This window comes from Viridibacillus sp. FSL R5-0888 (assembly GCF_038009105.1).
Classification (GTDB): domain Bacteria; phylum Bacillota; class Bacilli; order Bacillales_A; family Planococcaceae; genus Viridibacillus; species Viridibacillus arenosi.
Genome location: NZ_JBBPAU010000001.1, coordinates 593,643 through 616,916, shown reverse-complemented (window position 1 = coordinate 616,916; position 23,274 = coordinate 593,643). Strand labels below are relative to the sequence as shown.

Annotated in this window: 16 protein-coding genes, 18 tRNA genes and 3 rRNA genes; 3 read left to right on the top strand and 34 right to left on the bottom strand. The window is 40.2% G+C overall.

Annotation, left to right across the window (positions count from 1 at the left end; all coding sequences use genetic code 11):
- Positions 1-2: 2 nt before the first annotated feature.
- The 9 genes from MKY02_RS03075 to MKY02_RS03035 all read right to left on the bottom strand — a co-directional run bounded on the left by MKY02_RS03075 (position 3) and on the right by MKY02_RS03035 (position 10,336).
- On the bottom strand, positions 3-926 hold the full coding sequence (locus tag MKY02_RS03075) for a S66 peptidase family protein (RefSeq protein ID WP_038189073.1): 924 nt from the start codon (positions 924-926) through the stop codon (positions 3-5).
- 100 nt (positions 927-1,026) lie between these two features.
- Complete coding sequence (locus tag MKY02_RS03070) at positions 1,027-2,652, bottom strand: peptide ABC transporter substrate-binding protein (protein ID WP_076034444.1); 1,626 nt, start codon at positions 2,650-2,652, stop codon at positions 1,027-1,029.
- Positions 2,653-2,713: 61 nt separating this feature from the next.
- Positions 2,714-3,739, bottom strand: coding sequence for an ABC transporter ATP-binding protein (locus MKY02_RS03065; RefSeq protein WP_051448817.1), 1,026 nt, complete (start codon positions 3,737-3,739; stop codon positions 2,714-2,716).
- A 38-nt stretch (positions 3,740-3,777) separates the two neighbouring features.
- Positions 3,778-4,713: an ABC transporter permease gene (locus MKY02_RS03060; protein ID WP_038189078.1), complete on the bottom strand. Its 936-nt coding sequence runs from the start codon at positions 4,711-4,713 to the stop codon at positions 3,778-3,780.
- Positions 4,710-5,648 (bottom strand): ABC transporter permease, encoded by a 939-nt coding sequence (locus MKY02_RS03055; protein ID WP_038189081.1) that lies wholly within the window; start codon positions 5,646-5,648, stop codon positions 4,710-4,712. The genes MKY02_RS03060 and MKY02_RS03055 overlap by 4 nt, the downstream gene beginning before the upstream one ends.
- Before the next feature lie 20 nt (positions 5,649-5,668).
- Complete coding sequence (locus MKY02_RS03050; protein ID WP_076065676.1) at positions 5,669-6,493, bottom strand: M55 family metallopeptidase; 825 nt, start codon at positions 6,491-6,493, stop codon at positions 5,669-5,671.
- Between the two features lie 315 nt (positions 6,494-6,808).
- Positions 6,809-7,729: a S66 peptidase family protein gene (locus MKY02_RS03045; protein WP_038189088.1), complete on the bottom strand. Its 921-nt coding sequence runs from the start codon at positions 7,727-7,729 to the stop codon at positions 6,809-6,811.
- 339 nt (positions 7,730-8,068) lie between these two features.
- A complete protein-coding gene (locus MKY02_RS03040) occupies positions 8,069-9,040 on the bottom strand; it encodes an ornithine cyclodeaminase family protein (RefSeq protein ID WP_076065675.1) in 972 nt (323 codons plus the stop codon).
- Positions 9,041-9,325: 285 nt separating this feature from the next.
- The gene (locus MKY02_RS03035; RefSeq protein WP_038189094.1) at positions 9,326-10,336 is read right to left on the bottom strand and encodes a proline racemase family protein; all 1,011 of its coding nucleotides are present in this window, start codon (positions 10,334-10,336) and stop codon (positions 9,326-9,328) included.
- 230 nt (positions 10,337-10,566) lie between these two features.
- On the opposite strand from MKY02_RS03035, the gene MKY02_RS03030 reads away from it, so the two are divergent.
- Positions 10,567-11,106, top strand: a complete 540-nt coding sequence (locus MKY02_RS03030; RefSeq protein WP_038189098.1) for a helix-turn-helix domain-containing protein — start codon at positions 10,567-10,569, stop codon at positions 11,104-11,106.
- Positions 11,107-11,439: 333 nt separating this feature from the next.
- On the opposite strand, the gene MKY02_RS03025 is transcribed toward MKY02_RS03030, so the two are convergent.
- From MKY02_RS03025 to MKY02_RS02920, 22 genes are all read right to left on the bottom strand, one after another.
- Positions 11,440-11,521, bottom strand: a tRNA-Leu gene (locus MKY02_RS03025).
- A 42-nt stretch (positions 11,522-11,563) separates the two neighbouring features.
- Positions 11,564-11,637, bottom strand: a tRNA-Cys gene (locus MKY02_RS03020).
- 12 nt (positions 11,638-11,649) lie between these two features.
- Positions 11,650-11,724 (bottom strand) — tRNA-Gly (locus MKY02_RS03015).
- A gap of 8 nt (positions 11,725-11,732) precedes the next feature.
- Positions 11,733-11,804: transfer RNA gene (locus MKY02_RS03010), tRNA-Gln, on the bottom strand.
- A gap of 6 nt (positions 11,805-11,810) precedes the next feature.
- Positions 11,811-11,886, bottom strand: a tRNA-His gene (locus MKY02_RS03005).
- Between the two features lie 47 nt (positions 11,887-11,933).
- Positions 11,934-12,009 (bottom strand) — tRNA-His (locus MKY02_RS03000).
- 17 nt (positions 12,010-12,026) lie between these two features.
- Positions 12,027-12,100, bottom strand: a tRNA-Trp gene (locus MKY02_RS02995).
- 12 nt (positions 12,101-12,112) lie between these two features.
- Positions 12,113-12,196: transfer RNA gene (locus MKY02_RS02990), tRNA-Tyr, on the bottom strand.
- Positions 12,197-12,205: 9 nt separating this feature from the next.
- A tRNA-Thr gene (locus MKY02_RS02985) sits at positions 12,206-12,281 on the bottom strand.
- 7 nt (positions 12,282-12,288) lie between these two features.
- A tRNA-Phe gene (locus tag MKY02_RS02980) sits at positions 12,289-12,364 on the bottom strand.
- A gap of 29 nt (positions 12,365-12,393) precedes the next feature.
- Positions 12,394-12,470: transfer RNA gene (locus tag MKY02_RS02975), tRNA-Asp, on the bottom strand.
- A 3-nt stretch (positions 12,471-12,473) separates the two neighbouring features.
- A tRNA-Met gene (locus MKY02_RS02970) sits at positions 12,474-12,550 on the bottom strand.
- A gap of 22 nt (positions 12,551-12,572) precedes the next feature.
- Positions 12,573-12,648, bottom strand: a tRNA-Val gene (locus MKY02_RS02965).
- Between the two features lie 15 nt (positions 12,649-12,663).
- A tRNA-Glu gene (locus tag MKY02_RS02960) sits at positions 12,664-12,738 on the bottom strand.
- Between the two features lie 22 nt (positions 12,739-12,760).
- Positions 12,761-12,852: transfer RNA gene (locus MKY02_RS02955), tRNA-Ser, on the bottom strand.
- Positions 12,853-12,857: 5 nt separating this feature from the next.
- Positions 12,858-12,932, bottom strand: a tRNA-Asn gene (locus MKY02_RS02950).
- Positions 12,933-12,943: 11 nt separating this feature from the next.
- Positions 12,944-13,059 (bottom strand): 5S ribosomal RNA (gene rrf, locus MKY02_RS02945).
- 136 nt (positions 13,060-13,195) lie between these two features.
- Positions 13,196-16,125: ribosomal RNA gene (locus MKY02_RS02940) — 23S ribosomal RNA — on the bottom strand.
- A gap of 96 nt (positions 16,126-16,221) precedes the next feature.
- Positions 16,222-16,297: transfer RNA gene (locus MKY02_RS02935), tRNA-Ala, on the bottom strand.
- Positions 16,298-16,311: 14 nt separating this feature from the next.
- Positions 16,312-16,388 (bottom strand) — tRNA-Ile (locus tag MKY02_RS02930).
- Between the two features lie 96 nt (positions 16,389-16,484).
- Positions 16,485-18,037: ribosomal RNA gene (locus MKY02_RS02925) — 16S ribosomal RNA — on the bottom strand.
- Together the 16S, 23S and 5S rRNA genes with 18 tRNA genes alongside form the textbook arrangement of a ribosomal RNA operon.
- A 355-nt stretch (positions 18,038-18,392) precedes the next feature.
- Positions 18,393-19,268 carry a nucleotidyltransferase-like protein gene (locus MKY02_RS02920; protein WP_038178493.1) on the bottom strand — a complete coding sequence of 292 codons (876 nt, stop codon included), beginning with the start codon at positions 19,266-19,268 and terminating at the stop codon, positions 18,393-18,395.
- 140 nt (positions 19,269-19,408) lie between these two features.
- Here MKY02_RS02920 and MKY02_RS02915 point away from each other — a divergent pair, with 140 nt between their 5' ends.
- Positions 19,409-19,765, top strand: a complete 357-nt coding sequence (locus MKY02_RS02915; RefSeq protein WP_038178495.1) for a YgzB family protein — start codon at positions 19,409-19,411, stop codon at positions 19,763-19,765.
- Positions 19,766-19,882: 117 nt separating this feature from the next.
- Here MKY02_RS02915 and perR read toward each other — a convergent pair whose 3' ends face one another.
- The 3 genes from perR to bcp all read right to left on the bottom strand — a co-directional run bounded on the left by perR (position 19,883) and on the right by bcp (position 21,993).
- A complete protein-coding gene (gene perR / locus MKY02_RS02910; RefSeq protein WP_179078290.1) occupies positions 19,883-20,326 on the bottom strand; it encodes a peroxide-responsive transcriptional repressor PerR in 444 nt (147 codons plus the stop codon).
- A gap of 246 nt (positions 20,327-20,572) precedes the next feature.
- Positions 20,573-21,517, bottom strand: coding sequence for a D-2-hydroxyacid dehydrogenase (locus tag MKY02_RS02905; RefSeq protein ID WP_340710587.1), 945 nt, complete (start codon positions 21,515-21,517; stop codon positions 20,573-20,575).
- Between the two features lie 2 nt (positions 21,518-21,519).
- The gene (gene bcp, locus MKY02_RS02900) at positions 21,520-21,993 is read right to left on the bottom strand and encodes a thioredoxin-dependent thiol peroxidase (RefSeq protein WP_076065916.1); all 474 of its coding nucleotides are present in this window, start codon (positions 21,991-21,993) and stop codon (positions 21,520-21,522) included.
- 189 nt (positions 21,994-22,182) lie between these two features.
- On the opposite strand from bcp, the gene MKY02_RS02895 reads away from it, so the two are divergent.
- Entirely contained in the window at positions 22,183-23,274 is a 1,092-nt protein-coding gene (locus MKY02_RS02895) for an FUSC family protein (RefSeq protein WP_076035130.1), read from the top strand.

Sequence of the window (23,274 nt, the reverse complement as noted above, 5' to 3'; positions counted from 1 at the left end):
ACTTATTGGACCCCTGGTAAAATGGTCAGTGTTTTATCATTCGCATTCAAAATAGCTTCTGCGCCTAGTGGTATTGCAAAATGAGGTTCACAATGCCCAATTTTAAAGCCCTTTACTACTGGTACATTTAAAGCGCCTAAATAGTGAGTTAACACTTCCTCCAGATTCAATGAGACTTTTCTCTTTTTCGGCTCAGTATTGCTAAAATCACCTACAATAATGCCTGCTGCATCTTGCAATTTACCCGCTTGTCGTAATTGATTTAGCATACAATCTATTCTATAAGGTTCTTCATCTACATCCTCAATTAATAGAAGTTTTCCTTTCGTATCGACTTCAAATTCTGTTCCAAGTCCGTTTGATAAAAGACTTAAGTTACCACCTGTAATTTCTCCTTTTGCCACTCCTGCAACCATTGTCTCTAATGGTGAGTAATCCTCTGTATACTGTAACTCCATTGGTTGGAAAAGTTGTTTGAACATTTGACCTGACTTTTCTTGGAATGTATGTCTTCCAACATCCGAAGCTAGCATTGGGCCATGAAAGGTAATGAAATTAGAGTACTTTCCTATCGCTGTATGTAGAAATGTAATATCCGAATAACCCCAGAGGATTTTAGGATTATTTGCAAGGAGCTGAAAGTCTATTTTATCCGTATAACGTGCTGAGCCGTAACCACCACCTGCACAAATGATGCCAGCAATTGTAGGGTCCGCGAACATAGCATGTAGATCATTTAGTCTCTCTTCATCAGTACCTGCTAAATAACCATGAGTATTCTCTACGGATGGACCAAATTTATAATGCAACCCAAGCCCTTCAAGAAATGTGAGTGAATGTTGTAAACTTTCCAGGTTTGGTGGACTTGATGGCGCTATAATTCCGATCGTGTCACCCTTTTGAAGTCTCATAGGTCTATTTTTCATCATCATTTCCTCCCTTTCTAAAATAAATCAAGGAATGTAATATATACACTCCCTCACTTATTCAAGAAAGTGCAGTGCCTATAATAGGCACCGCTACTCTTTAGTTTTTGTCTGCCCATTTCAGTTCCGTATATCCAACTGGATGGCGAACAATACCTGATACATTAGATTTCTCTAATGACACTTGATTATAGAAATATAATGGTACAATTGGCGCTTCGTCGATTAACACACGCTCTGCTTCTTGTAGAGTTTCCCATCGTTTTGTTGCATCTGTTTCTTGTTTAGCAGATTTAATCAAGCTATCAAATTTTTTGTTTGACCATGCTGTACGGTTCATAGGGGAATCTGTAATAAAACTTTCAATTGCATTGATTGGATCTGCATAGTCATATAAGAATGATGAACGAGATGTTTGATGCTTCAGCTCTTTTTGTTCAGCTAAGAATACACTAGCTTCTACGTTTTGTAGTTTTGCATCTACACCTAGTGCATCTTTAATTTGACTTTGTAAAGCTACCGCAATATTTTGATGTTCTGGGCTTGTTGAATACGTTAATGTCACTTTTGGAAGCTTAGACCAGCCTTCTTCTTTCATACCTTCTTGTAATAATTTCTTTGCCTCTTCTTTATCTAAAGAGACTAGGTCTCCAACTGATTCTCGGAATTCTTTACCGTCTGGACCTGTGAAGCCATATGTTACAAAACCATGCGCTGCTTTCTCACCATTTTTCGTTACATATTGCACGATATTTTCTTGGTCTACTGCCTTAGCAAAAGCTTGGCGAATTTTTTTGTTAGTAAATGGCTTTTTCTCTACATTAAATCGGTAGAAGTATATGCCTGCTTGGTCTTCTACATGTAACTCTTTATCGTTTTTTAACTGTTCTGCTAGCTCAGCAGGTACACTCGATACATCTAGCTCATCTGATTTGTACATTTGATATTCAGTATTCGTATCATTCACCATTGCCCAATCAACTTTATCAAGCTTTACAGTGTCTTTATCCCAATAATGATCATTCTTTTTAAATACAAATTTCACATCATGCTCCCATTCTGATAAATTGAATGGTCCATTACCGACAAATGAATCTGCTTCTGCAAACCATTTTGGATTTTCCTTTGCAACTTTCTCATTTACCGGGAAGAAACTTGGATTAGTAATTATGCTCAAGAACGCATCAGTTGGTGCATTCAGCTTCACTTCAAATGTCTTATCATCAGTCGCTTTAATAGCTACTTCCTCCGCTTTACCCTTTCCAGTGTTATAAGCTTCAGCGCCATCAATTGGATAAGCTAAGAATGCGGCTGGTGAAGCTGTTTCTGGATCAAGCATATGTAGCCATCCAAAAACAAAATCTCCCGCTGTTACTGCATCGCCATTTGACCATTTTGCTCCATCTCGGATTGTAAAAGTATAAGTTAATCCATCATCAGAAACAGCAATCTTTTCAGCTGTCGCTTCTACAGGTTGATCTTTGTCATTAAAGCGAACTAAACCTTCCATCAAGTTATTTAATGCATTCCAAGATACTGCATTAAAACCGACAGACGGATCGAAAGAAGTTGGTTCACTACCGTTATTTAAGTAAAGTACTTTTTCCTTGGCATCTCCCCCACCCTCAGTGGATGACGGTTCTTTGCCTGCTTCTTTATTTGCCGTACAAGCTGATAAAACAATTGCAAATACTGCTACGAGTAAAACTGTTAACCACTTTTTCATAAATAATCCCCCTTTAACTCTTTTGTGAAATATATTAAGCACAATGTGCCCCTCACCATTTTCAGTTAAATAATCCTTTTGCACGTTCATCTTGTAACCAACAATCTACCTTATGCTTCTCAGATAGCGATGTTGCCACTGGATATACATGATTACATACTTCCATCGCATATGGACATCTCGCTGTAAAAGCACAGCCTGCTGGTGGTGCAAATAAATCAGGTGGTGTTCCTTCAATCGGCTCTAATTCTTCCTCTACTAAATCTAGTCTAGGAACTGAATTTAATAATCCTTTTGTATAAGGGTGTGTAGGTTCATAAAAGATTTCTCGCTTCGTACCTATTTCAATAATCTTGCCTGCGTACATAACTGCAATCCGATCGGCTATTTTAGCAACCACACCCAAGTCATGTGTTATTAAGATAATGGAGACGCCTGTTTTCTTTTGAATCTCTTCAAACAGTTCCAAAATTTGTGCTTGAATGGTTACATCTAAAGCTGTTGTTGGTTCATCCGCTATTAATAAGGTAGGTTCACAAATTAATGCGATTGCTATAACAATTCTCTGCCTCATACCACCAGAAAACTGATGGGGGTACTGATTTAATCGTTCACTAGGGTTTGATATTCCTACAAGTAAGAGCATTTCAATAGCCTTAGTTTTAGCTTCCGCCTTACTTATCTTATGATGCGTACGTAGCCCTTCAGTCAATTGTTCTCCAATTGTCATCGTTGGATTTAATGCGGTCATTGGATCTTGAAAAATCATAGACACATCTAGCCCTTGGATTTTACGAAGATCAGATTTTTTAAAAGAAGTTAAATCTTTTCCTTTAAAGATTACTTTGCCGTTTGTAATTTTCCCGGGGGGTTGTGGAATTAATCCCATAATCGCATTTGATGTAACGCTTTTACCACAACCAGATTCTCCTACAATGGCAAGTGTCTCACCTTTATGCAAATCAAATGTGACACCCCTTACAGCCTGAACTACGCCGCCAAATGTAGTAAAAGTCACTTGTAAATCTTCCACTTGTAAGATTTTTTCTTTCAATCTCTCTTTTCCCTCGAATGTTGGCTGCCCCATAGAATTGTTGTGCAGCGCTTGTTCACGTACCATGCCACTCACCCCCTTAATTTTGGATCAAGTGCATCTTGTAGCCCATCACCAAGAACATTAAATGCAAACATTGTTAATGAAATAAATAGTGCTGGGAAAAATAATCTCCACCAATGTCCCGACAAAATAACAGGCAATGCATCGTTTGCCATTACACCCCAGCTGGCAAATGGCGCACTAATGCCTAAGCCTAAAAAGCTTAGAAATGCTTCTGCAAAAATTGCACTCGGCACTGTCAGTGTCATCTGTACAATAATTGGTCCCATAGTGTTTGGTAACAGATTTTTTCGTATGATGCGTGAAGTCTTAGCCCCAAAAGACTTAGAAGCTGTTACAAATTCATAATTCTTTAATTGCAACACTTGACCACGTACAATACGTGCCATTCCTACCCATCCTGTAATTGTTAAGGCAACAATAATTGTCGTTAAGCTAGATCCCATTACGACCATTAACAAAATAACTACAAGTAAATGTGGAAGACCATATAAAACTTCAATGATACGCATCATAATTAAATCCACTTTGCCGCCCTTGTAACCACTAATACCTCCATAAATAATACCTATAAAAAAATCTATAAGTGCTGCCATCAAACCTACAAACAAAGAAATTCGTGCGCCGTACCATGTTCTTGTAAACACATCTCGACCTGCTTCATCCGTTCCAAACCAATGCGTCATAGAAGGCGCTTTATTTTGACTAGGGTAATCAGTTGCTGTAACTAAATACGGAGAAAATATCGGAACAAATATCGCCATAATGGCAAGAAATATTAAAAAAAACATCCCTAACATTGCTAGCTTATTCTTTTTTAGCTTACGCCAAGCATCTGCCCAATACGATAATGACGGCCTTACAACCATTTCAGCGTTTTCCAAGTTCTTCGCTTTAGGCTTAAACCACTCGTCTTTTATTTCAATGTCTTTTACATTGGTCATGATGATTCACCTTCTTTTTTGTGCAATTTAATACGCGGATCTAATATGCCATATACAATATCGACTAGGAATAGCATGAATACTAAAAATGCACTATAAAAAACAGTTGAGCCCATAATTACGGGATAGTCACGATTATTAATACTTTCAACGAAGTATTTTCCCATACCTGGAATTGCGAAAATACGTTCAATAACGAAGGTACCTGTTAATATTCCTGCTAGCATCGTCCCCATAATTGTCACGACAGGCATCATGGCATTTCGTAGTGCATGCCGGATAATAATTCTAGAGGGTTTCAAACCTTTTGCTCTCGCCATCTTTATATAATCCTGTGTTAGTACCTCTAACATGCTAGAGCGAGTAAGCCTTGCAATAATCGCCATAGGTCCTGTTGCTAATGCTAAAGTAGGCAATATCATATGAAGCGGGCTTTGCCAAGTTGCCGCGGGTAACCACTTCAGTTCACCTGCAAAAATTTGAATAAGTAAAGTTGCTAAAATAAAGTTTGGAATAGAAATACCTATAACCGCAAAAGTCATCGCAAGATAATCAATTATTCCGTTATGCCGGAGTGCTGCTAAAGTGCCTAACGTTACCCCTGATATAACCGCTACTAGTATCGTTATGATTCCTAGCTCAAATGAAATAGGGAATCCCCTGGCCAATAAGCTATTAACTGAGTCATTTGGTTTCTTAATCGAAGGACCAAAATCAAAGGTAACAATAGCCTTTAAATAGTTCGCATATTGCACCGGCAATGGCTGATCTAGCTTATAGTATTTTTCTAGATTTTCTTGAATTGTAGGATTTGAAGTACGATCATCATCAAATGGTGACCCTGGAATTGCATGCATTAAAAAAAACGTCAATGTCGCAATAAGCAACACTGTTAAAATCATCATGAAGAAGCGCTTTATTATATATTGAATCATTCAAACCCACCTCCTCCTTGTCAGCAATAACGTGTTTGGTATGCCAACTCTGCCATTACTAGCATTGCTCTATATGCCTCTAGAATATCTTTTGCCTTAAACTCCACCATTGTTGTTCCTTCAATAATCCTCGTTCCTGGCATTAACGCTGCCCATTCGACCTGTCCATAATTTGTAAATTCAATGCGTAATGTTGGTGTAGCTGGTGGTACAAGTGGTTTAATTGAATCTTTTTTCGCAATCGCTTCAGCCGTTTTTTCAGCTAACAATGCTCGTGCTTTTTTAGGATGTAATGTCTTCACAGCCGACCTTGAAATTGATTCTTTTACTGCTGCAGTTACAACACCAGGAATAAGTGCCTCAATCTCACGACAAGCACAATCATCACCAGCTAGAAAAATAACTGGCACTCCAAAATAACCAGCCACATATGAATTAAAGCCAATTTCACCAATTTCCACATCATCAATGAAAATTGTTCGAATACTAAATGTCATTGAATGGCTCATTACTCCAGGTTGTCCTGCTCTCGCATGATATCCTGCAAACATTACACCATCAAATGTTTTATCTACGTTTTGAACCATTGAGAGCGGCTTTAAATCTCCCGTGATCAAATCTGCATCCTCATGCAATTCCTCAACTAACAAATTATTCATTTTGGAATGGCTATCGTTTACTAGCACTTCTTTCGCTCCACTTTTAAAAGCAGCACCAATTATCGCATTGGCCTCATCTGTCATAATTTTTCTAGAGTGTTCATAATTATTTTCTGATTGAGATACAAACGTGTAATCCGGTAAACCCGTAATCCCTTCCATGTCTACTGATAAAAAATACTTCACTCTATCACCCCTATTATTTTTATAATATTCTGATAATATTATAAAAATACATTAACAGATTTTTACTTTAATATCAATTATTTAAAAATTAATGTATTTACTTTTGCATTCAATCATTAACTGGATATACTAATAGAAACAAATAAAAAAACTCACCTCTATGAGAGATGAGTTATATTGTAAATGTTTATTGTGTAAATCGAATTTTATTAACAAGAAGTTATTGTATTATAAGGTAACGATTAAAGAATTATGCCTAAGAGCATTGAATTTCCAACTATTATCTAAGCTGTGAAATTATTTAATTGTAAGGTATCACTGAACACCCGGTAAAATAGCTAAATGCTTACGATCTGCATCTAAAATAGCATCCACACCTAATGGAATTGCTACATTTGGTTCACAATGTCCAATTTTGAAGCCTTTCACAACTGGTTTACCTAACTTGCCAAAATAATGAGTAAATACTTCATCTATTGTGAGTGAATCTACGTATTCTTTAGGCTCTGCGTTCGTAAACTCTCCGATAATAACACCTGCTACTTCATCTAACTTGCGTGAAAGCTTTAACTGATTGAGAAGACCATCAATTTGAGCCGGCTCTAAACCAATATCTTCAATAAGCAATATTTTTCCTTTAGTATCGATTTCATACTTAGTACCAATACTGCTGACAATTAGTGTTAGATTTCCTCCTGTTAGTTCCCCTCTTACAGCCCCACCAGATACTGTTGTAAGCATAGAGATATCTTCTTCATAGTGAATCTCAGCAGGTTCAAACAACTGCTTAAACATATGCTTAGAACGTTCTGCTACATCTTCTCGCCCCATACTTGATAAAGTTGGACCATGGAAAGTTACAATATCAGAATACAAACCAAAAGCGGTATGTAAATACGTAATATCTGAAAATCCCCAGAAGATTTTAGGATTCTCCTCTAATAATTGATAATCAATGCGTTCTGCAATACGTGCAGCACCATACCCACCACTAGCACAGAGAATAGCAGCAATATTAGGATCTTCAATCATTTCGTGTAAATCAGATAAACGCTCCTCATCAGTTCCTGCCAAATAACCATTCTGCAGTTGTACAGACTTTCCAATAACATATTTCAGGCCAAGCTCCTCTAAAAAAGCGAATGACTTTGTTAACTTCTCAAAATTTGGTGGACTAGCAGGTGCAATAATCCCAACCGTATCTCCAACCTGCAATCTCTTTGGACGTATTTTCATTTCTTAAAACTCCTAATAATATATTCTGTTTCTTATCTCTACTTTATCAAACTCTATATATGAAAAGCGAATAAAGAAGCATTCCTTGATTTACTTATTCACGAAGTATTATAAGTCTGCTGGAAGTACACTTTAATTAAGTTACAATATAATACTTTAATTCCATTGAGAACTGTTAACCCCAGAACTTCTACCATCTAGTAAATTGCTAGGGGTTCTATATGTAGAAATGCACAAAAAAAGAGGAGCACTCTTTCCCCTCTCTCTTCTAAACATCTATTTCTTAAAATGTTACAGGAACCTTCTCAAATTCCTCATTACTCGCGATTATAAATTTGCTTATAATTCCACATGTACCCCTGCTTTATTCGCAATGGCCTTATCATACAAATATTTAGCGACAACTATATCCGCAATCGCAAGACCCACAGATTTAAAAATGGTAATTTCCTCATCCTTTTCTCTACCTGGCCGCTCCCCACTTACCACTTTTCCAAGCTCTGCATGAATACCAGTTTCAGAAAATACTCCTTCTTGAATCGGCACATGTAAATCTCCTGTTTCTTCCAGAGCTGCGTCTTTTGCTTCTACAATAACTTTATGTGCTGAAGCAATTGCACTTGACGGTAATTCCTGCATCGTTGGACGGAATGAGCCCACCGCGTTTACGTGCGTACCTGGTTTCAATGCTTCGGTGAAGACCGGGATTGTCGAGCTCGTTGCAGTCACTAGAATATCTGCTTTTCGTACCACTTCATTAGGATTATCACAAAGAACTGTTTTTACTTTAAACTTTTCTTCTAAGAATTGAGCAAACTCTTTTGCTTTTGAATCGCTACGATTAAATAAATGAATTTCTTCTATATCTCTTGCAGCTAAAACTGCTTCACACAAACCTTTTGCTTGCTCACCAGTTCCAATAACACCTAATACTTTCGCATTCTCACGTGCAAAATACTTTGTCGCAACACCTGATAAAGCACCTGTTCGAATAAGAGTTAAAAAAGAGCCTTCAAGCAAAGCTAACGGTTCACCAGTTTCAATATCAGATAATAAAACAACACCCTGAATGGTTTTGCCAGTTTTCTTATTATCGGGAACCACCGTTACATATTTAACACCCATTGTTTGCAACTCTTTGGCAACGGAAGGCATGACAAGCCCTGTATTTGCTAGGCCAAAAGGAAGTGACAACCGAATTGGTGTCTCTGTTCTCGAGGCGGAAAACTCATTTAATGCTTGCGCAACACAGTCCATTACCTCATTCATATCCATCAAATTCTTTTGTTCACGTGCACTTAAAATCAACATATCTTTTCCTCCAGTACTGAACTACCTAACAAATACATGTTGCTCTGCGAGATTATTGAACCACCATATTTGATTCTGGAAAGGATGCATCCTTAGCTTCTTCAAGAGATTCTATTTCATCACCAAAACGTGAATGCACAATTGCGGTTCCCGTTAAATCATCCTCAATATTATTTACTATGTTTCCAGTATCAATAAGTGATGATACAGCAACATAAATAGTTAATTGAATAAAATTATTCTTCTTTTTGCACCACCCCTTCTTTCTTTAAAGCTACGAAACTATCAAATCTCTTCCAATAAGAATCCTCTTGGCAAAGTGTCGCGTGGATCAACTAAAAATTGGTGGAAACCTGTCAGGAAAGCTTCTCCTGTAACTTTTGGAATAACCGCTTCATACCCCGCTACATTGCTAATCGATAATATCTCACCAATGAATTGGCCATCTGTGATGCTTTCGTGAACAAAGCTTCCCTTATCTTCCAATTCACCATGTGCATAAAGGCTTGCCAGTCTTGCGCACGTACCTGTACCACAAGGTGAACGGTCGATTTGTTCATCAGCAAAAATTGTAACATTACGCAAATTTGCATTCTCTCCTACTGGATCATCTGAGAAAATAACACCATAAATGCCACGAAGGCCACTTTCAAGTGGATGAACTACATCTATTTTATCTTCGATATATCGTTTGATTTTCGTTCCCCATTTTTGAATTGCAGGTAAATCTTTGGTATTTACTTTCAAACTCATCTCTTTGCTTTTAACAACTGCGTAGAAAGCACCTCCAAATGAGATATCAACATTGAATTCATAACCATCAATACTTACAGGCATATCCTTTTCCAATACAAATGACGGAACATTTTCAAAAGAAACCGCTTCTACAATAGAACCATTGCATTTTGCATAGGCTACTATTTCACCTGCAGGACTATCGATGATAAATTTCTGATTTTCTTCTGTCACGATGAAACGACCTGTTTCTATCCCCATCGTGATTACACCAACAATTCCATGTCCACACATCGTGCTCCAACCTTCATTGTGCATAAACAGTACTCCAAAATCTGCATGAGGGCTCGCAGGGGGCGTAATAATACATCCATACATACCGTGATGCCCCCTTGGTTCAAGCATCAGTACTTCTCTTATGTAATCAAGATGTTCCATGCAGTAAGCACGTCTTTCCAATTGAGTATCACCTTTTATCTCGGGTAGCCCATCCGTTATAATTCGTAATGGTTCGCCTGCAACATGTACATCAACTGTTGTATATACTTTTTTAATGATCATTTAAATCTCTCCAATCCAATTTTTAAAATACTATTTCAAAATGACTTATAAAAAGAGACTCTAGTTATTTATTAACATATGTTTTATAATTTAAGTGAAAGTTCAATATATTTGAAGTATTACTTAAATTACAATAACCTAATATTAGATTAGAGGTAATATTCTGTCAACTTTATTTTTTAAAATATATAATGATGTATACTTTACATAAATTGAGATGAGGTATTGTTATGGACAAAACAATTGGAGATAAAATTAAAAGCCTACGAAAAGAAAGAAAATTGACCCTTAAGGAAATTGCAGACAAGACTGATCTATCCATCAGTTTTTTATCACAAGTTGAGCGTATGAAATCATCTCTAACACTAGAATCGCTTAAGAAAATATCTGAAGTACTTCAAGTAAATCCTAGTTACTTTTTCAGCACAGAAACAAAACAAAAGCAGCCAACTGTCATTCGTGGAATTAATAGCAGTGCGGATTTGACCGTCAACCAATTCATTTACAAGGACTTGTCCGGCAATCATACAGGACTTGGCTTTAACCCACTTTTTATAATTCTAAATCCCGGAGAAAACAAGGGGAATCAATTTACTCATCACGGAAAAGAATTTCTGTATGTTTTAGACGGCATACTGACTGTACAAATAAATGATGAAGAATATCATTTAAACGAACATGACTCCATTATCATCGACTCTAGTAGTCCACATTATTGGTTGAATCTCACAAGTACACCTGTTAAATTTTTATGTGTTTCTTCAGAATGAAAATAAATAAATCCAAATTTTGTTTCTATAATTACTAATACTAAAAAAGAGGAGGGAAATTTCCCTCCTCTCTTTTAGGACTTTACCCTCTTCTTTAAAATTTGTAGATACCTACTCAAACCCCTCATCAATCTCAATTATAGATAATTCCTCTACCAAGTTTGCAATATCTAATTTAGAAAGCCAGCACCTTCATAGCTAACATTGAACGACTGTGGTTCTAGAATATTTTGCACCTTAAATTCCACCAGGGTTCTTCCCTTAATGAAAGAAATTTTGACAACAAAAAAGAGCTCTCATAATGAGAACTCTTAAGAAAATTTATATTTAGGATACCGGTGGTCGGGGTCGAACCGACACTCTCGAAAGAACACGATTTTGAGTCGTGCGCGTCTGCCAATTCCGCCACACCGGCATAATATTATTATAGATTATATGTAGTTATTTTAAAAATAATTGGAGGCGGCAACCGGATTTGAACCGGTGGTAGAGGTGTTGCAGACCTGTGCCTTACCACTTGGCTATGCCGCCGTAAATAGAAAATGGAGCGGAAGACGAGGTTCGAACTCGCGACCCCCACCTTGGCAAGGTGGTGTTCTACCACTGAACTACTTCCGCAAATTTAACTGGGGTACCTGGATTCGAACCAGGGCATGACGGAATCAAAATCCGTTGCCTTACCGCTTGGCTATACCCCAATAATATGGGGCGACTGATGGGAATCGAACCCACGAATGCCTGAACCACAATCAGGTGCGTTAACCACTTCGCCACAACCGCCATAATATTATTATTATATCTAAATTATTTTATTGTCAAAAATTAAATGGGGCGACTGATGGGAATCGAACCCACGAATGCCTGAACCACAATCAGGTGCGTTAACCACTTCGCCACAACCGCCATAATATAATTTAAATTGGCAGGGGCAGTAGGAATCGAACCCACATCAAAGGTTTTGGAGACCTCTATTCTACCGTTAAACTATGCCCCTAAAATAAAAAAATGGTGGAGGGGGACGGATTCGAACCGCCGAACCCGAAGGAGCGGATTTACAGTCCGCCGCGTTTAGCCTCTTCGCTACCCCTCCAGAAAAACATGGTGCCGGCGAAAGGAGTCGAACCCTCGACCTACTGATTACAAGTCAGTTGCTCTACCAACTGAGCTACACCGGCATTATTATGGTGGGTCAGGACGGAATCGAACCGCCGACACTTAGAGCTTCAATCTAATGCTCTACCAACTGAGCTACTGACCCATAATAATTTAATATTCTTTTTTAAAAAATGGCGGTCCGGACGGGACTCGAACCCGCGACCTCCTGCGTGACAGGCAGGCATTCTAACCAACTGAACTACCGGACCATTTGGTTGCGGGGACAGGATTTGAACCTGTGACCTTCGGGTTATGAGCCCGACGAGCTACCGAACTGCTCCACCCCGCGATAATGGTATTATTGACTTAAATGGTGGAGGATGACGGGATCGAACCGCCGACCCCCTGCTTGTAAGGCAGGTGCTCTCCCAGCTGAGCTAATCCTCCGTATAACGTTATAAATGGTGACCCCTACGGGATTCGAACCCGTGTTACCGCCGTGAAAGGGCGGTGTCTTAACCGCTTGACCAAGGGGCCATTTAATAAATGAGAATGTGTATGGCGGAGAGCAAGGGATTTGAACCCTTGAGACAAGGTTACTCGCCTACACGATTTCCAATCGTGCTCCTTCGGCCACTCGGACAGCTCTCCAAAAATGGCTCCGAAGGTAGGACTCGAACCTACGACCGTCCGGTTAACAGCCGGATGCTCTACCACTGAGCTACTTCGGAATAATATGATCGCCTAGCAACGTCCTACTCTCACAGGGGGAAACCCCCAACTACCATCGGCGCTAAAGAGCTTAACTTCCGTGTTCGGCATGGGAACGGGTGTGACCTCTTTGCCATCATCACTAGACTATTGTATTACCTAAGGACAAGAATAATTATATCATCTTTTTTAAATTTTAGCAAGTGTTTTTTGCTATTTTAGAAAAGTTTTTTATTATTCTCTCAAAACTGGATAAATTACATTGAAGTTTGTTAAGTAAAATTTGGTTAAGTCCTCGATCTATTAGTATTCGTCAGCTCCGTATGTCGCCACACTTCCACCTCGAACCTATCTACCTCATCGTCTTTGAGGGATCTTACTTACTTGCGTAATGGGAAATCTCATCTTGAGGGGGGCTTCATGCTTAGATGCTTTCAGCACTTATCCCGTCCACACATAGCTACCCAGCGATGCCCTTGGCAGAACAACTGGTACACCAGCGGTGTGTCCATCCCGGTCCTCTCGTACTAAGGACAGCTCCTCTCAAATTTCCTACGCCCACGACGGATAGGGACCGAACTGTCTCACGACGTTCTGAACCCAGCTCGCGTACCGCTTTAATGGGCGAACAGCCCAACCCTTGGGACCGACTACAGCCCCAGGATGCGATGAGCCGACATCGAGGTGCCAAACCTCCCCGTCGATGTGGACTCTTGGGGGAGATAAGCCTGTTATCCCCGGGGTAGCTTTTATCCGTTGAGCGATGGCCCTTCCATGCGGAACCACCGGATCACTAAGCCCGTCTTTCGACCCTGCTCGACTTGTAGGTCTCGCAGTCAAGCTCCCTTATGCCTTTACACTCTACGAATGATTTCCAACCATTCTGAGGGAACCTTTGGGCGCCTCCGTTACTCTTTAGGAGGCGACCGCCCCAGTCAAACTGCCCGCCTGACACTGTCTCCTACCCCGCTAAGGGGCATGGGTTAGAAGTTCAATACATCTAGGGTAGTATCCCACCAACGCCTCCTCCGAAGCTGGCGCTCCGGAATCTCTGGCTCCTACCTATCCTGTACAAGATGTATCAAAATTCAATATCAGGCTACAGTAAAGCTCCACGGGGTCTTTCCGTCCTGTCGCGGGTAACCTGCATCTTCACAGGTACTATAATTTCACCGAGTCTCTCGTTGAGACAGTGCCCAGATCGTTACGCCTTTCGTGCGGGTCGGAACTTACCCGACAAGGAATTTCGCTACCTTAGGACCGTTATAGTTACGGCCGCCGTTTACTGGGGCTTCAATTCGCACCTTCGCTTGCGCTAAGCACTCCTCTTAACCTTCCAGCACCGGGCAGGCGTCAGCCCCTATACGTCACCTTACGGTTTTGCAGAGACCTGTGTTTTTGCTAAACAGTCGCCTGGGCCTATTCACTGCGGCTCTCTCGGGCTTTCACCCTACTAGAGCACCCCTTCTCCCGAAGTTACGGGGTCATTTTGCCGAGTTCCTTAACGAGAGTTCTCTCGCACACCTTAGGATTCTCTCCTCGACTACCTGTGTCGGTTTGCGGTACGGGCACCTTTTACCTCGCTAGAGGCTTTTCTTGGCAGTGTGAAATCAGGAACTCCGGACATACGTCCTCGTCATCACAGCTCAACGTTATAGAAATGGGATTTGCCTCATTTCACGCCTCACTGCTTGAACATGCATAACCAACAGCATGCTTACCCTATCCTACTGCGTCCCCCCATTGCTCAAATGGTAAATAGGTGGTACAGGAATATCAACCTGTTGTCCATCGCCTACGCCTATCGGCCTCGGCTTAGGTCCCGACTAACCCTGAGCGGACGAGCCTTCCTCAGGAAACCTTAGTCATTCGGTGGACGGGATTCTCACCCGTCTTTCGCTACTCATACCGGCATTCTCACTTCTAAGCGCTCCACCAGTCCTTCCGGTCTGACTTCACAGCACTTAGAACGCTCTCCTACCACGGACATCTAAGATGTCCATCCACAGCTTCGGTGAATTGTTTAGCCCCGATACATTTTCGGCGCAGCGTCACTCGACCAGTGAGCTATTACGCACTCTTTAAATGATGGCTGCTTCTGAGCCAACATCCTGGTTGTCTAAGCAACGTCACATCCTTTTCCACTTAACAATTACTTTGGGACCTTAGCTGGTGGTCTGGGCTGTTTCCCTCTTGACTACGGATCTTATCACTCGCAGTCTGACTCCCGTGCATAAATCACTGGCATTCGGAGTTTGTCTGAATTCGGTAATCCGGGATGGACCCCTAGTTCAAACAGTGCTCTACCTCCAGGATTCTTTATCACGAGGCTAGCCCTAAAGCTATTTCGGAGAGAACCAGCTATCTCCAGGTTCGATTGGAATTTCTCCGCTACCCACACCTCATCCCCGCACTTTTCAACGTACGTGGGTTCGGGCCTCCAGTAAGTGTTACCTTACCTTCACCCTGGACATGGGTAGATCACCTGGTTTCGGGTCTACAACCACATACTCATTCGCCCTATTCAGACTCGCTTTCGCTGCGGCTCCGTCTTCTAAAACTTAACCTCGCATGTAATCGTAACTCGCCGGTTCATTCTACAAAAGGCACGCTATCACCCATTAACGGGCTCTAACTACTTGTAGGCACATGGTTTCAGGATCTATTTCACTCCCCTTCCGGGGTGCTTTTCACCTTTCCCTCACGGTACTGGTTCACTATCGGTCACTAGGTAGTATTTAGCCTTGGGAGATGGTCCTCCCAGATTCCGACGGAATTTCACGTGTTCCGCCGTACTCAGGATACACTCAAGAGAGAATGAACTTTCAACTACAGGGCTGTTACCTGCTCTGGCGGGCCTTTCCAGACCGCTTCGTTTAACTCATTCCTTTGTAACTCCATATAGAGTGTCCTACAACCCCAAGAGGCAAGCCTCTTGGTTTGGGCTATTCCCGTTTCGCTCGCCGCTACTCAGGGAATCGATTTTTCTTTCTCTTCCTCCAGGTACTTAGATGTTTCAGTTCCCTGGGTCTGCCATCAAGACGCTATGTATTCACGTCAAGATACTGCTCCATTACGAACAGTGGGTTCCCCCATTCGGAAATCTCCGGATCAAAGCTCACTTACAGCTCCCCGAAGCATATCGGTGTTAGTGCCGTCCTTCTTCGGCTCCTAGTGCCAAGGCATCCGCCATGCGCCCTTAATAACTTAACCTAAAAGTTAGTTATTAAGCCTAAAAAACTTAATAATAAAAAATGTGTTACTTAATTTGCTTCAATGTCGTTTTATCCAGTTTTCAAAGAACAATATTGGTGGAGCCTAGCGGGATCGAACCGCTGACCTCCTGCGTGCAAGGCAGGCGCTCTCCCAGCTGAGCTAAGGCCCCAAAAAAAGAAAATATGGTGGGCCTAAATGGACTCGAACCATCGACCTCACGCTTATCAGGCGTGCGCTCTAACCAGCTGAGCTATAGGCCCCTTTTGGGAAAATATATAATTGAAGTATGAACCTTCAAAACTGAACGCAAGACGTTAATCGACAGATCCAAGATCTGTTTCCGTAATTATCCTTAGAAAGGAGGTGATCCAGCCGCACCTTCCGATACGGCTACCTTGTTACGACTTCACCCCAATCATCTATCCCACCTTCGGCGGCTGGCTCCATAAAGGTTACCTCACCGACTTCGGGTGTTACAAACTCTCGTGGTGTGACGGGCGGTGTGTACAAGGCCCGGGAACGTATTCACCGTGGCATGCTGATCCACGATTACTAGCGATTCCGGCTTCATGTAGGCGAGTTGCAGCCTACAATCCGAACTGAGAACGATTTTATGAGATTAGCATACCCTCGCGAGTTAGCGACTCTTTGTATCGTCCATTGTAGCACGTGTGTAGCCCAGGTCATAAGGGGCATGATGATTTGACGTCATCCCCACCTTCCTCCGGTTTGTCACCGGCAGTCACCTTAGAGTGCCCAACTAAATGATGGCAACTAAGATCAAGGGTTGCGCTCGTTGCGGGACTTAACCCAACATCTCACGACACGAGCTGACGACAACCATGCACCACCTGTCACCAATGTCCCCGAAGGGAAAACTCTATCTCTAGAGCGGTCATTGGGATGTCAAGACCTGGTAAGGTTCTTCGCGTTGCTTCGAATTAAACCACATGCTCCACCGCTTGTGCGGGCCCCCGTCAATTCCTTTGAGTTTCAACCTTGCGGCCGTACTCCCCAGGCGGAGTGCTTAATGCGTTAGCTGCAGCACTAAGGGGCGGAAACCCCCTAACACTTAGCACTCATCGTTTACGGCGTGGACTACCAGGGTATCTAATCCTGTTTGCTCCCCACGCTTTCGCGCCTCAGTGTCAGTTACAGACCAGAAAGTCGCCTTCGCCACTGGTGTTCCTCCAAATCTCTACGCATTTCACCGCTACACTTGGAATTCCACTTTCCTCTTCTGCACTCAAGTCTCCCAGTTTCCAATGACCCTCCACGGTTGAGCCGTGGGCTTTCACATCAGACTTAAGAAACCACCTGCGCGCGCTTTACGCCCAATAAATCCGGACAACGCTTGCCACCTACGTATTACCGCGGCTGCTGGCACGTAGTTAGCCGTGGCTTTCTAATAAGGTACCGTCAAGGTACGTTCAGTTACTAACGTACTTGTTCTTCCCTTACAACAGAGTTTTACGATCCGAAAACCTTCATCACTCACGCGGCGTTGCTCCATCAGACTTTCGTCCATTGTGGAAGATTCCCTACTGCTGCCTCCCGTAGGAGTTTGGGCCGTGTCTCAGTCCCAATGTGGCCGATCACCCTCTCAGGTCGGCTATGCATCGTTGCCTTGGTAGGCCGTTACCCCACCAACTAGCTAATGCACCGCGGGCCCATCTAGTAGTGACAGCCGAAACCGCCTTTCAGCATTTTGCCATGTGACAAAATGGATTATTCGGTATTAGCCCCGGTTTCCCGGAGTTATCCCAATCTACTAGGTAGGTTGCCCACGTGTTACTCACCCGTCCGCCGCTAAATCAGAAGAAGCAAGCTTCTTCATCATTCGCTCGACTTGCATGTATTAGGCACGCCGCCAGCGTTCGTCCTGAGCCAGGATCAAACTCTCCATAAAAGTAGTTTGAAAGCTCATTAGCTTTGCTAGCGTATCATCCGAAGATGATATCTATTTTCGTTTTGAACACCAACAGAGTTGATGTTCAAAAACATTTATTGATTAACGTCTTGCATGTTCAGTTTTCAAGGTTCATTTTGTTGTTATTGTAATCGCTTGTTGCAGCGACTTTAATATCTTAACATCTTTCATTTTTGATGTCAATAACTTTTTTGAAAAAGTTTTTTGAGTGAAAGTTTTAAGTTTTAACAACACGTCTTAGCGACAATTAATATAATACAATAGTGTCGATACTCATGTCAACACTTTTTCTAAAAAAATCCGAGGCGTTTTAAACGCCTCAATTAATATACAACTATTCAGCGATTTCTTCAACCTTATAATCTCTATGATATATGTTATTTCCTTTAGTCTCTACACGCTCTACAGAGATGTAGCCTTTATCTATTAAGTATTCGATGAAAACTTCAAGGTTAACTGAATAGTTTTTCAGCTCCTCTTGTTCATGCAATTCTTGAATTGTCCAAAAGTCTTTCTTAGACATTACTTCTATTACATGTGTTGCTCCATCTGCAGTACGAGAATGAATAAAGAACTCGCTTGCTAAAAATAATAACTCTAATCGTTTATCCAACGATTCTTCACTTGTAATAAGTTCTTCATATAATTTATAAATGGCTGGATCAATTTGTTTTACTTGCGACCACACTGTAACCTCAGGGTACATTCCTTTATCCATTACAGCAAGTCGAGCTAAATGATGCAATGATTCAACAACATGATTATAGGCATCTAAGTAATTTTTCTCTTCGAAACATACTTTACCTTCTAAGTATCTTCGTATAAGCTTTGCAAACTCAATACCCATTTTAATTTTCCGACCATAAAAAGGGAACTCCTTCAGTTCCTTTTTTAAATTAAAAAGATACTCATTACGATCGAATAATACTTTTCCAAAGAATAGCCAGTCGACTATCTTCTTATTAGTTCCTACTAATAACCATTTGTTTAACTGCTTCTCCGTAATAATGTGCATAGCAGCTTTTTTATCTTTAAATGTATAATGTTTCGTAAAGACTGGTCGGTCACTTTGTTTTGTAATAATAAGAAGTACCGTATCAAATGTATCTGTTATCGGGCTAACTTCTTCCCTTTTTTCTATTAAAATTACACCTATTGTATTCGGGTGACTTGCTCGTTCTTGGTATATGGGTCGTAGTAGCTGCTCCATAATGATCCTCCTATAGTCAATAGTCAATTTACTCTGTCTTAAACGTTCGACAAAAATAATAAGATTCCTGCATAAAATTTTCACTTCATATTACGATATCATTTTGTGTTATAGTATGTTGTAGATTAGGAGGCTTACAAATGAAACCATATAAAAATAAGATAAATAAAATCCGTTCATTTGCTTTATCTCTCATATTTATAGGCTTTATCATCATGTACGGCGCCATTTTCTTCAGAGAACACCAATGGTTAGTTATTATCTTCATGACACTAGGTATCCTCTGTATTCTTGGAAGTACTTTTGTATATGGATGGATTGGATTCCTTTCAACCCGAGCGGTATTAGTAGAATGTCCGGGGTGCCATAAACACACAAAAGTGCTTGGACGTGTAGATATGTGTATGTATTGCAATGAACCACTTACTTTAGATCCTTCATTAGAAGGACAAGAGTTTGATCAATCATTAAACAATCGCACAAAGCGTAATGATTAATGCCTTCACCCCGTTACTAAATTGTAACGGGGGTTTTTTATTGAAAAAACATTAAATAGTTTACCATAAAAAGAAGCTACCTATGTGTCATTCTTGACAGTTAAGTAGCTCCCTTACTTATTGAACTTTCGTAGCTTGCTCAGAACACGTCGGACAAGTTCCGTAAATTTCCATTCTGTGCGAGTTGATTTTGAAGCCAGTGACATGAGCGGCGAAATGTTCAACCTCATCAAGTCCTGGGTAATGGAAATCTACAATCTTCCCACAACCTTCACAAATAATGTGATAGTGCTTATTTGTAACAAAATCAAAACGACTTGCGCTATCACCATATGTTAATTCTTTCACTAAACCTGATTCTCGGAATACACGAAGATTATTATAAACCGTTGCTACACTCATATTAGGGAATTTCCCTTCAAGTGCTTTGTATATTTCATCAGCTGTTGGATGTGACATTGTTTCGATTAAGTACTCTAAAATAGCATGACGTTGGGGGGTGATCCTTACGCCTGTTGTCTTTAGCGTGTCTAGAGCGCTTTTCAATTGCACTTCAGTCATCGCCATGCACCTCAATTCATAAAAATTATTAGTTTATAATTGTTATAATTAGTTTACTTAAAAACTAGGGCAAATGTCAACATATCCATCTATGAGTCACCTTTTTGTTCTGGTTTTTAATAAGGATAATTTACTAAGCATCAAAAATTAGCTCTAATTATCAAAAATATATCATTTTATTCCTTGTATCATTCTCAATTGCTCCTAGTTAATGATACTTTCACCTACAACTATAAAAGTTCCTGACTAATAACCTCTGGTAATATCCATTTTGTTAATAAGGTCTGTATCTCCCTCTAGCCACTTTGTTAAGTTAGGTTTGAAAATCTCTAAACTACGCTCCAAATACCTAGAAGAATGACTTGAGACATGAGGCGAAACAGTAACAGTACTCATCTGCCAAAAAGGATGATCTGCTGGTAACGGTTCTTCTTCATATACATCTAAAACTGCATGTGGGATTTCTCCTGCATTCAATGCGTTTATCAATACATCTGTGGATACTAAATCGCCGCGGCCAAAGTTCATGAATAATGCACTACCTTTCATCGCTTTGAAATGTTCACTATTTAATAAATGTTGTGTATCTGGAGTACTTGGTAAGACCGAAATAACTATATCAGCACTTGGTAATTCCTTTAGCAATGCACTAAAAGAAATCATATCATCCATATAATCTGCCGTATTTCCTGAGCGATTACACCCTATAGTATGTACGCCAAAAGCTTGCAACAATCGGCCAATCTCGGAACCAATTGCACCCGGTCCTAAAATAAGAGCGGTAGAACCATGAAGTTCCGTTGCTTTAGACTTACGGTTCCATTCAGTTTTTTGCTCTTGTTCATAGATCCATGCGAGTCCACGTTTATATGATAGAATGTGGGCAAGTACAGATTCTGCCATCGGGACTTTATGAATGCCACGTACATTAGAAACAACAATACCACGTTCAGCAATTTCCTTTTGAGGCATTTTCTCTATCCCTGCCGAAGCAACCATTATCCATTTTAGCTTCTTCGCTAACCTTATTTGCTCCGCTTCAATATCTTCACCATAAGTAACTATAACTTCTGCCTCTTTTAATACAGTATGATCCATATTGTCATGGAAGATAAAATCAATCGTAGGGAAATCTTGTATTAGTCCCTCTTTTAAATCTGGTCTTGGATCAAAAGTAAAATATACTATCATAACTATTCCCCCTTCTCCCGTATATAAGTTAGCACATCTTCAATATGTCCCTTCACCCGGACTTTGCGCCACTCTTTAATAATTACCCCATTTTCGTCTATCATAAAAGTAGAGCGTTCGATACCCATATATTCACGTCCGTACATTTTCTTCAATTTCCAAACGCCGTATTTTTCCGCAACTGCATGATCCTCATCTACTAATAGCGAAAATGGTAAACCATGCTTTTCTATAAATTTCTCATGTCTTTTTTCATCATCAGGGCTTACTCCTAAAATAACAGTATTTAAATCAGAGAAATCACTATGAAAGTCTCTAAATTCACATGCCTCTGTTGTACAACCAGGTGTCATATCTTTTGGGTAAAAATAGAGCACTACCGATTTCTTTCCATTATAATCTGCGAGCGATACCAGTTCACCCTGTTCATTTTTCAGAGTGAAATTTGGTGCTTGTTGTCCTTCTAGTACAGTCATATTTAATCCTCCTATTCACTTTTACAATAATTGTATCAATTTTTTGAAGAAACGTCGTTTTTTTGTCTACACTATAGGTTACTGTCATAAGTTAATTAAGCTCATGAATAATCCGTTGTTGACCATCTTGAGGTAATCGGTTAAAGTAGCGGAATACTAGTATACAGAAAGAGAGGTTACCCATTTCAAATGAAATTAGGTGCCCGTATTTTAAAAACAGGTTTAGCTATTGTATTTGCACTATATATTGCAAATTTGCTTAACTTACCATCACCCGTCTTTGCCGGCATTGCTGCTATTTTCGCAATCCAACCATCTATTTATCGCTCTTATTTAACAATTTTAGAACAAGTACAATCGAATCTAATCGGTGCTGCAATAGCTGTTTCATTTGGTCTACTATTCGGCCATCAATATGTAGCCGTTGGATTAGCTGCTATCATAACTATTTCTATCGTCATTCGACTTGGTTTGGAAAATTGTATTTCCTTATCTCTTGTAACCGTCATCGCGATTTTAGAAGTTCAAGGTGATGATTTTCTTACTTTCGGTTTGATTAGATTTGTTACAGTACTCATCGGGGTACTTGCAGCATTCATCGTCAACCTAGTATTTTTACCACCTCGTTATGAAACAAGATTATTTCAATCCATCCATCTGTTGCAGGATGAAATTATTCGCTGGACTCGTCTTGCAGTTCGTCAAGCATCTGAACATACATCAACAAAACAGTCTTTGCGGAAATTAAAAGAGCATCATTTGAAACTCAACCAGTTATATTTATTTTATAAGGAAGAACGTAGATATATAAAAAATGAAAAGCATGTAAAAGCAAGAAAGCTTGTTGTTTATAGACAAATGATTACAACATCGAAGAAAAGTTTAGAAGTTTTACAAAGACTACATTTACATGAGAACGAGTTATCAAAACTTCCTGAGCAGTTTCATATTATGATTCAAGAACGTTTAGATTTCCTACTTACTTATCACGAACAACTCTTTTTGAAATATTCTGGGAAACTAAAGCCTGATCATAAGGCTTGGATTGGTCAAGAGGAATATTTACAAAGAAACGAAGTAATGGATATTTTCGCAGAACAAATTGCAATTTCACGCGAAAATGATGAGGACGAAGAATTTTCAAGCTATCATTTACTGCATATACTCTCTCGTATTTTAGATTACGAAGAAAACTTAGAGCATTTAGATACTCTTATTATGTCATATCAAAATCACCATGGTGATGAAATTAAACTTGAAATTGAAGACAGCATATTCTAA

Excerpts from the sequence above, each read along its gene's own strand:
- MKY02_RS03055 (WP_038189081.1), bottom strand. The coding sequence starts at position 5,648 with ATGATTCAATATATAATAAAGCGCTTCTTCATGATGATTTTAACAGTG.
- MKY02_RS03070 (WP_076034444.1), bottom strand. The coding sequence starts at position 2,652 with ATGAAAAAGTGGTTAACAGTTTTACTCGTAGCAGTATTTGCAATTGTT.
- MKY02_RS03060 (WP_038189078.1), bottom strand. The coding sequence starts at position 4,713 with ATGACCAATGTAAAAGACATTGAAATAAAAGACGAGTGGTTTAAGCCT.
- MKY02_RS02920 (WP_038178493.1), bottom strand. The coding sequence starts at position 19,268 with ATGGAGCAGCTACTACGACCCATATACCAAGAACGAGCAAGTCACCCG.
- MKY02_RS02895 (WP_076035130.1), top strand. The coding sequence starts at position 22,183 with ATGAAATTAGGTGCCCGTATTTTAAAAACAGGTTTAGCTATTGTATTT.
- MKY02_RS03065 (WP_051448817.1), bottom strand. The coding sequence starts at position 3,739 with ATGGGGCAGCCAACATTCGAGGGAAAAGAGAGATTGAAAGAAAAAATC.
- MKY02_RS03075 (WP_038189073.1), bottom strand. The coding sequence starts at position 926 with ATGAAAAATAGACCTATGAGACTTCAAAAGGGTGACACGATCGGAATT.
- MKY02_RS03045 (WP_038189088.1), bottom strand. The coding sequence starts at position 7,729 with ATGAAAATACGTCCAAAGAGATTGCAGGTTGGAGATACGGTTGGGATT.
- MKY02_RS03030 (WP_038189098.1), top strand. The coding sequence starts at position 10,567 with ATGGACAAAACAATTGGAGATAAAATTAAAAGCCTACGAAAAGAAAGA.
- MKY02_RS03040 (WP_076065675.1), bottom strand. The coding sequence starts at position 9,040 with ATGTTGATTTTAAGTGCACGTGAACAAAAGAATTTGATGGATATGAAT.
- MKY02_RS02915 (WP_038178495.1), top strand. The coding sequence starts at position 19,409 with ATGAAACCATATAAAAATAAGATAAATAAAATCCGTTCATTTGCTTTA.
- bcp (WP_076065916.1), bottom strand. The coding sequence starts at position 21,993 with ATGACTGTACTAGAAGGACAACAAGCACCAAATTTCACTCTGAAAAAT.
- perR (WP_179078290.1), bottom strand. The coding sequence starts at position 20,326 with ATGACTGAAGTGCAATTGAAAAGCGCTCTAGACACGCTAAAGACAACA.
- MKY02_RS03035 (WP_038189094.1), bottom strand. The coding sequence starts at position 10,336 with ATGATCATTAAAAAAGTATATACAACAGTTGATGTACATGTTGCAGGC.
- MKY02_RS02905 (WP_340710587.1), bottom strand. The coding sequence starts at position 21,517 with ATGATAGTATATTTTACTTTTGATCCAAGACCAGATTTAAAAGAGGGA.